Genomic DNA, 10,403 nt, shown 5'->3' with positions numbered 1-10,403 from the left:
ATCGTTGTCTTTGTTCTCCCAAGTGAACACACCTCCACTGATTTCATTATCGGTCTGTCCGTTAACGGGTGTCCACTATTTATTCTAATTGCATTTTTTGAAAAAAATTACGCTAAATGGACTATTGCGGTAGAATTAACATACAATATTGTCCTTAATTACCGTCGACCCCTTAACTACAGAAGATTTAGGGTACAAAAATGTCGTTAATTTCACTTCGGCAATAAGTTCAGGGTGTGCAGTTTTTTTAATGCGTTCTATGTAGGCAATCTTCCTTACCTTTCTGAAGTCCCTTAAAGCCGCAGCTGCTGAATCAGAAGCGCTAACGATGAAAAAACCTCCGGATCCGCGCATGTACGCGAACCTGGAGGTTTCTATGTGCTAAGTAAACTATGGATAACTTTCTATTTTCCTTCGAACAATTGTATTAAATTCTCAGTTCCGGCCGCGACGCTGCCAGGTACTATCTTATAAAATCAGCTTGTACCACCCTGTTTCACCTAAGAAGTCATCTCTTGTAATATTTTCTCCACCTATTATTTGTCGTTAATTATTAATCGTTCCAATTCCCCTCTTCAGATACTATTTGCACTTTATTACTCCCTCTGGAGGTCTAAAACCTCTTATTCACGCTAGACATTTGTTATATTTATCACTGCTTTTGTTCTCTTATAGTACCGTATTTCAATATCCTTATCGTTTTGTATTTCTTTCATTTGATCAGTAGTTATTTTGAACTTCATTTCTCTTCCATCAGATGTTTTTACAATAACTATATTACCTCTTCTATTGACCAATTGACCTTGAAATATCATAAAACCTTGCTTCGCTAAGTCTAAAATTATCACAATTGCTATAACAACAAATATTGGGATCGGAAAGAATTGTACAATCAACACCCAAGTTGGTCTCTCTAATAAGATACTTGCGAATAACTGCATCAATGAAATGATAATAAACATTAACGACATAAACATAACTATTTGTAATTTTGTTTTCGCAGTCCTTTCTTTCATCTTGTCACTCCTTTTATTTTAGCGTTCTTGTCATGCTACTAGTATTTTAGGATAGCCCGGAGACATCTTCGTCTTCTGATACTTCATCTAGTGGTAATGACGCATTAAGTAATTCCCCTTGGTCATCCATTTCTCGCAAAAAAGCATTAACAGTATCAACATCTATCGTTTGCACTATTATCAAGTGTCCTATATGAATTCCTGGTAATTCTAGTGCTGCTTGTCTAGCAAAATGCTGCTTTAATTTATCCGGTGTTGTAATGATGCACCAACGTTTTACTCGATCATTAAATGTTAATGTAATTTCAATGAATTCCATTGTTTCAAGGTCATCATCGAATTTCCAATCAGTCAATATATGCACTTCTTCGTCAGTAAAATTAAAGTAGTACTTATCAATCCAAACGCTTCTTCCGTGGTCTCCGACGATCCTAATTTTTTCTTCTTTTTCAGCTAGTATTTCATATTTCTTCCCTTTGGTTAGCGCATTTTCATAATTCCCGATACTGCTACAGATTGCTTTGTCTAATTCCAATGAGATCACCTTAGTTGAATGGATTGAATACACTGGTTCTTAATTTTTAGGCACACTGATTTTAACAAAAACAGCCCCTGCTATTTACAATACTATAAAATATGGTATATTTATATCCGAATTATGAAACTTGATAGCGATAAAACCTTTTTTCACTAGGGGAGCCTGTATTTGGCTGAGACGAAAGCGGTAAGCTTCGGACCCTTGGAACCTGATCTGGATCATACCAGCGGAGGGAAGTGGAACTGAAATTCGGGTATTGCATGGCTCTTCTTTTTGCAAACTTAAATTTTAGACCCCTTTATTTCCGCCGGGAGATAAAGGGGTCTTTTTTTATCGTGCTAAGGAGGTTACGGTGATTACGGAAATCATCTCTGTGCACAATTTATCCTACGCCTACGCCAAATCTGCATTGGCACCGGTACTGACAGACATCTCCCTTACGGTTCACCAAGGTGAATTCGTTTCCGTTGTCGGGACCAGTGGATGTGGTAAAAGCACGCTTTTCAAAATTATCGCCGGATTGCTGGAGCCGAGCAGCGGAGAGCTACATCTTCACGGAGTTTCGGCTACCGCCAAGCGGTTAGGCCAGGTCGCTTACATGCCCCAGCAAGATCTGCTGCTGCCCTGGAGGACGGTACTGGAGAATTGTCTGCTTCCCTGGGAGATCAAGCGCAGCCGTAGCAAAGCCCAGGTTACTAGTCAGGTTATTGAACTGCTGGAGCGCTTAGGTCTGGCTGGCATTGAAAATTCATTCCCCCATGAATTGTCAGGCGGAATGCGGCAGCGGGTAGCTTTTCTGCGAACGCTTATTACGGGGGGCGACCTACTGCTGCTAGACGAGCCCTTTGGGGCACTCGATCATATGACCAAACGAGAAATGCATAGCTGGTTACTGGAGATTTTGGATGAGCTGGACAAGACGATTCTCTTCATTACGCATGATCTGGAAGAAGCTTTGCTGCTCAGTGACCGCATCTACCTCTTGCCTGGACGGGCAGAAGGACAAGTAGAGGAAATACTCGTGGATCTGCCGAGGCCCCGGCATTGCCGAATGAATTATGAGCCGCGGTTTATAGAGCTGCGGGCTGAACTGGAGCGCAGACTGTATGACAAAACTGCTGTTTAGAACAAGCTGGCGGAATTATGGACCGTTCTTACTTCTGCTGCTATTTATTCTCGGTTTGTGGGAGACGCTGGCGCGGATAGATGTCCTGCCCCCCTTCATTCTCCCGGGTCCTCTATCCATAGGGACCGCTCTGGTTGAAAACAGGAAATTACTATTCGGGCTACATTTGCCCGCCACCTTACAAGAGGTACTGCTTGGCTATGCTTTGTCCGTCACCTGCGGTACTTTACTGGGACTTGGCATGCATATGTGGCGTCCGCTGGAAAAGGCACTGTATCCCTTTGTTATCATCAGCCAGACCATTCCGCTGATCGCGCTGTCTCCTGTCTTCATTATGTGGTTCGGATACACGCTGTGGAGCAAGGTCGCCGTGGTGTTCCTGACCGCCTTTTTCCCAGTGGTAGTTGGTACTTATGATGGGCTGCAGCAGAAGATTCCTGCCTACGAGGACCTGCTCCGCACCATGGGTGCCAGCACACGCCAAATTCTGCTCAAGACACGAATTCCGCTGGCGCTGCCCTCTTTCTTTTCCGGCCTCAAGCTGTCGATGGTCTACTGTGTGATTGGGGCAACGATTGGCGAATGGCTCGGTGGCAGCAAAGGGCTCGGTTATTTTAGCCGCAGAATGGCAGGGAACTTGCAGAGCAAAGAAATGTTTGCCGCAGTGGTCTTGCTATCCGCGATGGGCGTTGGCTTGTTTCTCGTTATCGCTATGATTGAGAAGATTATTTTTAAGAAAAGAGGATTTCACAACAAATGATTACTAGACATCACAGGTTCAAAAAGATTGTTCCGCTTCTGTTGCTTGCAATGACAGTGTTGCTTGTGAGCGGTTGCGGCGAAAAGGTAAAGTCTAAAAGCTCTGGAAGCGAAACCGGGGCAGCAGCAAGTAAGCCGCATAAACTCACACTGATGCTGGATTGGTACCCGAATGCTGTCCATTCCTTCCTTTACGCTGCTCAGGAGAACGGGTATTTTGCCGAGGAAGGGCTAGACGTAGAGATTCAAATGCCGGCAGACAGCAATGATGCGTTGAAGCTCGTAGCTGCTAACAAAATCGATCTCGCATTGAGTTATCAGCCACAGGTGCTGATGGCACGGGGTGAGCAGATTCCTGTCCTCTCCATCGCCGCAATTGTCAGACATCCCTTGAACCATCTGATGGTTCCGGCCAACTCTTCTGTGAAGACACCTGCTGACCTGACCGGGAAGACCGTAGGCTATTCCTCCATCCCGCTCTATGAAGCCATGGTGAAAACGATGGTCCGCAGCAGCGGAGGTGATCCAGAATCCTTACAGCTCGTAGATGTTGGCTTCAATCTCATTCCGGCCCTCTCCACAGGGCAAACGGATGCCATCATCGGCGGTTTTATCAATCATGAGCAGCTGATCCTGGAAAAAGAAGGACATCCGGTAACCTCCCTAAATCCGACGGATTACGGGGTGCCAGATTATTATGAGCTTGTGCTGGTAGCCAGCCAAGAAGGAATGCAGAACTCTCAGGCTTATTTCAAAAAATTTCTGACCGCCGCCGCCAAAGGTCAAAAGTTCGTCAAGGAGCATCCAGAAAAAGCGCTGTCTCTTCTGTTCAAGCATGAAGATCAGACTTCTCCGCTTGACAAAGACATCGAGAAGAAAAGTCTGGAGATTCTGCTGCCGCTGATGGATCCGGGGAACGAGCCGTTTGGCTATCAGGACCCGGATTCCTGGAACAAGGTGCAACAATGGCTGAAGGAAAATGGCCTGCTATCCGCTGAAGTAGCGCCGGAAGAGGCTTTTATCAATTTGTAGATCGCAATCTGTAAGGCAAGATGCCAATGGGCGGGTTCTATAATAGCGCGTTACAAATCTAATTTTCTCGGGAGGCAATCCTATGACTTATTTGTCCAAGGTAAGGGAGCAAAATCCGCTGATTCACAATATCACCAATATTGTTGTGGCCAATTTTTCGGCCAACGGGCTGTTGGCCCTCGGTGCTTCCCCGTTCATGGCGGACTCCTATGAAGAAGTTGCCGATGTAGCTCAAATGGCCGCTTCTGTCGTACTGAATATCGGCACGCTGAACGAACAGGTCATCCCGTCTATGATTCTGGCTGGACAATCCGCCAATGCCCATGGTACGCCCGTGGTGCTTGATCCGGTAGGTGCCGGGGCAACCGCATATCGGACGGACATCGTCCAAAAGCTGGTCGATTCAATCTCCCTAACAGCGCTGCGTGGCAATGTCGCCGAGGTAGCCAATGTCGCCGGGGAGCAATGGACGATCAAGGGTGTAGACGCTGGCACAGGTGACGGTGATGCTGTGGAGCTAGCCCAAAAGGCTGCGCGCAAGCTGGGCTGCATCGTGATCGTCACCGGCAAAGAGGACGTTATTACCGATGGTACAACAACCTACATCGCTGCCAACGGTCATCCCATTCTAACCAAAGTCACCGGAACCGGGTGCCTGCTCAGTGCCGTAACCGGAGCTTTCCTGGCTGTCGGTGGCGATTCACCGTTGAAAGCTGCAGCCGAAGCGATTTCTTTCTATGGCGTAGCCGCAGAAATTGCCGAGGAGCTGACACATGGCCAGGGTCCAGGCAGCTTTCAAATCGAGTTCCTGAACCAGCTTTCGTTGGTTACGCCAGACATTTACCAAGAACGATCGCTGATTAGAGAAATCTAATTCTACCACTAAAGTTTCAAATACATCAGGCAAAGTTTTTGCGGAAGGAGCATTTAAATGAGCGTCTATCAAGCGCTAACAATAGCTGGGTCAGATAGCGGTGGCGGTGCTGGGATTCAAGCCGATCTGAAAACCTTTCAGGAACTGGGCGTATATGGCATGTCCGCGCTGACGGCGATAACTGCCCAGAATACACTGGGCGTGCAAGGGGTTTATCCCCTTGACCCGGAAGCTGTAGCAAGACAGCTGGATTCCATTGGAGAGGATTTGCAGCCGGAGGCTGTCAAGACCGGCATGCTGTTCAGCAGCGAGATCATCGGTATTGTTGCCGACAAGGTGACACAGTATGGCTGGAACCGGCTTGTCGTTGATCCGGTGATGGTCGCCAAAGGCGGTTCGCCATTGCTTCAGCAAGAAGCAGTTGCCGCCCTGATCACCCGACTGCTGCCTCTGGCGTTCGTAACGACGCCCAACATCCCGGAAGCAGAGCTAATCACGGGTCATAGCATCACCAGCTTGCAAGACCGCGAGCAAGCAGCACGTATTATCGCTGGCATGGGCTCCCGCTATGTGATTCTTAAGGGTGGGCATGACGAGTCGACAGAACAAGTGATTGATTTGCTGTACGATGGACATTCGTTCTTTTATATGGAAAATAAACGTGTAAACACCCGTCATACGCACGGAACAGGCTGTACGTACTCTGCGGCACTGGCTGCAGAGCTTGCCAAAGGCCAGACTGTGCCAGAAGCAATTCATACGGCCAGAGCCTTTATTCAGGCAGCCATTGAGGATGGACTGGCCATCGGTGCGGGGCATGGGCCGACGAACCATTTTGCCTATCAGAACAGATTGCGGGGGAATCGGGGATGAATGGAGTGGACAGAGACAAGCTGCAGGAGCAGTTGAGCTTATATTTTATAATGGGCACTGCCAATTGTCATAAGACACCGAACGACACGCTGAAGGAAGCTATCAAGGGCGGTGTTACGATGTTCCAGTTTCGCGAAAAGGGTCCCGGTGCCCTCCACGGACAAGCCCTTCTCGAACTGGCAATGTCGCTCCAGACTCTGTGCAGGGCCGAGGGCATTCCTTTTATCGTCAACGACGATATTGAACTGGCTATTCAGCTCGATGCCGACGGAGTGCATATCGGTCAAGAGGATGAACCTGCCGCATCGATTCGACGACGTCTCGGGTCTGGCAAAATCATCGGCGTCTCCGCTCACAACATGGTAGAAGTGCAGCAAGCCATCTCCGATGGTGCAGACTATCTTGGCATCGGTCCAGTCTACCCTACATCTTCCAAAGATGACGCGCGGGCTGTTCAAGGCACAAGGCTCATAATGGAAATTAGGGAGGCTGGCATCGACATCCCGCTTGTTGGTATTGGCGGAATTACGGCCGCCAATGCCGCACCGGTCATCGCTGCCGGCGCAGACGGCATTTCGGTGATCTCCGCTATTGCTGGAGCCCCTGATGTCACCGCTGCGGCGAGAGCATTCGTACAGGCCATGGAGGCCGCGCCTACAAGGCCGTAACTGTGTATTGACAAGGAGCGAAGTCAATCCGCTCCAAACCTATAAAAAAGGTGGTGTCCGCTAGTCAGCGAGACACCACCTTTTTTGTACTATTTTGCCGCTTCATCCAGCCTTGTTAGCAGGTTCTGCAGCTCTTCATCTGCCAGGTGTCGCCATTGCCCCCGTTCCAGACCGTCTAGCGTAATGTTCATGATTCGAATGCGTTCCAGCTTCAATACTCTGTAACCGAGCGCTTTGCACATTCTGCGAATCTGGAGGTTGAGCCCTTGGGTAAGAATAATCCGAAAGCGGCATTCACTCTCCCGGTAGATCCGGCAGGGCTTGGTGATAACCCCTAAGATGCCCACACCGCTCGCCATGTTTTGCAGAAACTCGTCTGTAACCGGATGGTCTACATCCACCACGTATTCCTTCTCATGCCCATATTCCGAAGACATCATTTTGTTCACGATATCCCCGTTGTTCGTCAAAAGAATAAGTCCCTCCGACGCCTTATCCAGTCTACCGACCGCAAAAATCCGCGCCGGATAGTTAACGAAATCTATAATGTTGCCCTGAACCTCTCTAGCTGCCGTGCAAGTAATACCGACAGGTTTGTTCAAGGCCAGATACACCGGTTCAGAACGTTCTTCCGGAAGGGCTTGACCGTCCACAAGCACCGTATCGCCTGGCTCTACCTCTGCGCCTTCTTCGCAGACAGCACCATTAATGCTGATCCGCCCCGCGGCAATTAACCGATTGGTCTCCCTTCTGGAATAGACGCCGGACAGGCTTATGTACTTATTGATTCTCATGCTAAACCTGCTCTCCCTGCTATATGCTATACCAGAAGCTGCCTAGCGGCTTTCTCCACCTTTATTCGCGCCTGGTTTTACCGAACCACTCTTGGCACCTGCGGCTCCTTTGGCGTCAGAAGCACCGGAGGCACCGCCCTTCACGAACTTGGGCTTTACTGGCTTGGCTGACTTATTCCAGCGTGTCCAACCCTTGCTACCTGTTCCACGGCCTGTGCCGCCGCCTTTGCTTTTTGATCCCATATTATCACTCCATTACTATTCCTCAGATGTTCCTTCACTTTTGCACTTGACTATCATACCATTACATTCACCAAAAAGCCGAAAAAAAACACAAATCACCCGCCATCCAGAAGGAAGACGGGTGATTATCGTGTAATTTATTACGCTTTAGGCTGAATATAGCCTTCCGCTTTGAGCAGTTCTGCGATCAGTACCGCACCGCCAGCTGCACCGCGCAGCGTGTTGTGCGACAGTCCAACAAACTTGAAGTCATGCAGCGAATCTTCGCGCAGACGTCCGGTGGAAACACCCATGCCGTTCTCGATATCCCGGTCCAGCTTCGTCTGTGGACGGTTCTCTTCTTCGAAATAGGTGATGAATTGCTTCGGAGCGCTTGGCAGCTCAAGTTCCTGCGGACGGCCCTTGAAGTTCTTCCACAGCTCCAGGATCTCTTCCTTGGAAGGCGTCTTCTTGAAGGATACGAATACCGATGCCATATGACCGTCAGCAACCGGCACACGAATACACTGGGAAGTTACCACAGGCGTGGAAGCTTTCACAATGCCCTCTTCGGTCAGCTCACCCCAGATCCGCAGCGGCTCCTGCTCACTCTTTTCTTCTTCGCCACCAATGTAAGGAATGACGTTGTCGATCATTTCCGGCCAATCAGCGAACGTCTTGCCTGCCCCAGAGATCGCTTGGTATGTGCTTACGACAACCTTCTCCGGTTCAAATGCTGCCAGCGCATGCAGTGCAGGCACATAGCTCTGGATAGAACAGTTTGGCTTCACGGCAATAAAGCCTGTTGTGGTACCGAGACGCTTACGTTGCTGCTCGATCACCTTAATATGTTCCGGGTTGAGTTCCGGGATCACCATCGGAACGTCCGGCGTCCAGCGATGGGCGGAGTTATTGGAAATGACCGGCGTTCCAGTACGTGCATAGTCTTCTTCCAGCTTCTTGATTTCTTCCTTCTTCATATCTACTGCACAGAAGATCAGGTCCACATCTTTGGCGAATTCCTCTACCTGGGATGCATCCTGAACCATAATATTCTTCACGCTATCAGGAAGTGGAGTATCCAGCTTCCATCTGCCCGCAATGGATTCCTCAAAGGTTTTGCCTGCGGATCTGCTGCTTGCAGAAATTGCAGTTACTTCAAACCAAGGGTGATTCTCTAGTAAAGCGATAAAGCGTTGGCCTACCATTCCAGTACCGCCGACAATGCCGGCTCTGAGCTTAGTTGTCATGAAATCATACACTTCCTTTTAAGTTACTTCCCTATCATTCATTAGGCCGATTATAAATGATATATGCAAGTTTAACAATATGTGAAATGAAACACGGAGATACTTCTAATAATATATGGCTATATTACAAAAGCAGTGCTTGCCCCATGTGGCTTATACATGAACACTAATAAAATGAACTTCAGTTGCGAAAATAAGGTGAGAACTTAAGGTGAAAACATAAGCTGCGCGCTTAGATTGCGATCACACATCGCGAACTTAAATGGCGAGCAAAAAGGGGTGGCATCATCTCGTAAAGCATGGAATAAAAGTCGCTATTGTCCCAGATTCTTCAATTATGATAATCGGTTTTAACGGTTAAACTCTGGCGTCGATCTATGCTGCAAGTGCGAACTTTCCTGCGAAAGTACTGCAGACACAACATGTATTCAACATATTTCAGCGAGCCATAGAATGCCACCTTTCGCTTGATCGCTTGTGCTACTACAGTTTCAATCCCCGCCCCAATTCTTTGACTAACTTTTCTCTTTTAAGGTATTAGTTTTTTTCTCTTGGGTTCTTGGGTTCTTGGGTTCTTGGGTTCTTGGGTTCTTGGGTTCTTGTTTATTTGCTCACAGTTATTTGATCTCGTTTTTTTGGTTATTGTTTTTTGGTTTTTCGTTTTCTCATCCTTCATCATTATACAGCCTTAAATAAACGTAGTCGAAGTTCAACCTACTTCCAACTAAGGGCATTTTTGCACCTTATATTAGTCATTTTGGAGTAAAAAGAGAAAATAAGTGCATTTTCGCACCTTATTTTTCCACATAAATACCCCAAAGGGTATTCTTAGAGAGATTTAAGGTACAAAAATGCCCTTAATCTATGCCACCCCTTCATTGCAGACAATTTAAGGTACATAAATGCCGTTATTTACGCTTTAGCGAGCTTGGAGAGCATCTTCCCCCTTTATTCCTCCTCATCTGCATGTTTCATTATTTAGTCAGTCCTACATCTTGCTTATTCAGTCTGCATAACCCTTGATTAGTTTGACATAACCGCTGTTTAGCTTACATAACCCCGTTTAGCTTACATAACCCCTATTTAGCTCACATAACCCCCGTTTAGCTTACATAACCCTGTTTAGCTTACATCTCCCCCATTTAGCTCACATAACCCCCGTTTAGCTTACATTACCCCCGTTTAGCTTACATTACCCCCGTTTAGCTTACATTACCCCCGTTTAGCTTACATTACCCCCGTTTAGCTTAC

General features: G+C 47.6%; 11 protein-coding genes and 1 riboswitch. Of the genes, 6 read left to right on the top strand and 5 right to left on the bottom strand.

Annotated elements, in window-relative coordinates; all coding sequences use genetic code 11:
- Positions 1–632 precede the first annotated feature (632 nt).
- Positions 633–1,016 carry a hypothetical protein gene (locus AC3Y23_RS28955; RefSeq protein WP_379205543.1) on the bottom strand — a complete coding sequence of 128 codons (384 nt, stop codon included), beginning with the start codon at positions 1,014–1,016 and terminating at the stop codon, positions 633–635.
- Between the two features lie 46 nt (positions 1,017–1,062).
- The gene (locus tag AC3Y23_RS28950) at positions 1,063–1,551 is read right to left on the bottom strand and encodes a hypothetical protein (protein WP_379205542.1); all 489 of its coding nucleotides are present in this window, start codon (positions 1,549–1,551) and stop codon (positions 1,063–1,065) included.
- A 147-nt stretch (positions 1,552–1,698) separates the two neighbouring features.
- Positions 1,699–1,806, top strand: a riboswitch (TPP riboswitch).
- 100 nt (positions 1,807–1,906) lie between these two features.
- On the opposite strand from AC3Y23_RS28950, the gene AC3Y23_RS28945 reads away from it, so the two are divergent.
- From AC3Y23_RS28945 to thiE, 6 genes are all read left to right on the top strand, one after another.
- Complete coding sequence (locus AC3Y23_RS28945; protein ID WP_379205541.1) at positions 1,907–2,680, top strand: ABC transporter ATP-binding protein; 774 nt, start codon at positions 1,907–1,909, stop codon at positions 2,678–2,680.
- Positions 2,661–3,440, top strand: coding sequence for an ABC transporter permease (locus AC3Y23_RS28940; RefSeq protein ID WP_379205540.1), 780 nt, complete (start codon positions 2,661–2,663; stop codon positions 3,438–3,440). The genes AC3Y23_RS28945 and AC3Y23_RS28940 overlap by 20 nt, the downstream gene beginning before the upstream one ends.
- Positions 3,437–4,471 carry an ABC transporter substrate-binding protein gene (locus AC3Y23_RS28935; protein ID WP_379205539.1) on the top strand — a complete coding sequence of 345 codons (1,035 nt, stop codon included), beginning with the start codon at positions 3,437–3,439 and terminating at the stop codon, positions 4,469–4,471. Before AC3Y23_RS28940 ends, AC3Y23_RS28935 begins: the two co-directional genes overlap by 4 nt.
- 82 nt (positions 4,472–4,553) lie before the next feature.
- Positions 4,554–5,345, top strand: a complete 792-nt coding sequence (gene thiM, locus AC3Y23_RS28930) for a hydroxyethylthiazole kinase (protein ID WP_379205538.1) — start codon at positions 4,554–4,556, stop codon at positions 5,343–5,345.
- Positions 5,346–5,402: 57 nt separating this feature from the next.
- Positions 5,403–6,218: a bifunctional hydroxymethylpyrimidine kinase/phosphomethylpyrimidine kinase gene (gene thiD, locus AC3Y23_RS28925; RefSeq protein WP_379205537.1), complete on the top strand. Its 816-nt coding sequence runs from the start codon at positions 5,403–5,405 to the stop codon at positions 6,216–6,218.
- Entirely contained in the window at positions 6,215–6,886 is a 672-nt protein-coding gene (gene thiE / locus AC3Y23_RS28920) for a thiamine phosphate synthase (RefSeq protein ID WP_379205536.1), read from the top strand. The genes thiD and thiE overlap by 4 nt, the downstream gene beginning before the upstream one ends.
- A gap of 89 nt (positions 6,887–6,975) precedes the next feature.
- Here the strand turns inward: thiE and AC3Y23_RS28915 are convergent, their stop codons facing one another.
- The 3 genes from AC3Y23_RS28915 to asd form a co-directional block, all read right to left on the bottom strand.
- A complete protein-coding gene (locus AC3Y23_RS28915) occupies positions 6,976–7,680 on the bottom strand; it encodes a pseudouridine synthase (RefSeq protein ID WP_379205535.1) in 705 nt (234 codons plus the stop codon).
- A gap of 42 nt (positions 7,681–7,722) precedes the next feature.
- Positions 7,723–7,923, bottom strand: coding sequence for a DUF3934 family protein (locus tag AC3Y23_RS28910; protein WP_379205534.1), 201 nt, complete (start codon positions 7,921–7,923; stop codon positions 7,723–7,725).
- Positions 7,924–8,063: 140 nt separating this feature from the next.
- Positions 8,064–9,152, bottom strand: a complete 1,089-nt coding sequence (asd, locus tag AC3Y23_RS28905; protein WP_379205533.1) for an aspartate-semialdehyde dehydrogenase — start codon at positions 9,150–9,152, stop codon at positions 8,064–8,066.
- Positions 9,153–10,403: the final 1,251 nt, after the last annotated feature.

The sequence above is a fragment of the Paenibacillus sp. MAHUQ-45 genome, from assembly GCF_058133325.1.
Note: the sequence above shows the minus strand (reverse complement) of the source record. Positions and strands in the feature narration are given on the sequence as shown.

What these genes read in the sequence shown, in the direction of transcription:
- AC3Y23_RS28955 (WP_379205543.1), bottom strand. Translation starts at nt 1,016, where the DNA reads ATGAAAGAAAGGACTGCGAAAACAAAATTACAAATAGTTATGTTTATG.
- AC3Y23_RS28940 (WP_379205540.1), top strand. Translation starts at nt 2,661, where the DNA reads ATGACAAAACTGCTGTTTAGAACAAGCTGGCGGAATTATGGACCGTTC.
- AC3Y23_RS28935 (WP_379205539.1), top strand. Translation starts at nt 3,437, where the DNA reads ATGATTACTAGACATCACAGGTTCAAAAAGATTGTTCCGCTTCTGTTG.
- thiM (WP_379205538.1), top strand. Translation starts at nt 4,554, where the DNA reads ATGACTTATTTGTCCAAGGTAAGGGAGCAAAATCCGCTGATTCACAAT.
- thiD (WP_379205537.1), top strand. Translation starts at nt 5,403, where the DNA reads ATGAGCGTCTATCAAGCGCTAACAATAGCTGGGTCAGATAGCGGTGGC.
- thiE (WP_379205536.1), top strand. Translation starts at nt 6,215, where the DNA reads ATGAATGGAGTGGACAGAGACAAGCTGCAGGAGCAGTTGAGCTTATAT.
- AC3Y23_RS28915 (WP_379205535.1), bottom strand. Translation starts at nt 7,680, where the DNA reads ATGAGAATCAATAAGTACATAAGCCTGTCCGGCGTCTATTCCAGAAGG.
- AC3Y23_RS28910 (WP_379205534.1), bottom strand. Translation starts at nt 7,923, where the DNA reads ATGGGATCAAAAAGCAAAGGCGGCGGCACAGGCCGTGGAACAGGTAGC.
- asd (WP_379205533.1), bottom strand. Translation starts at nt 9,152, where the DNA reads ATGACAACTAAGCTCAGAGCCGGCATTGTCGGCGGTACTGGAATGGTA.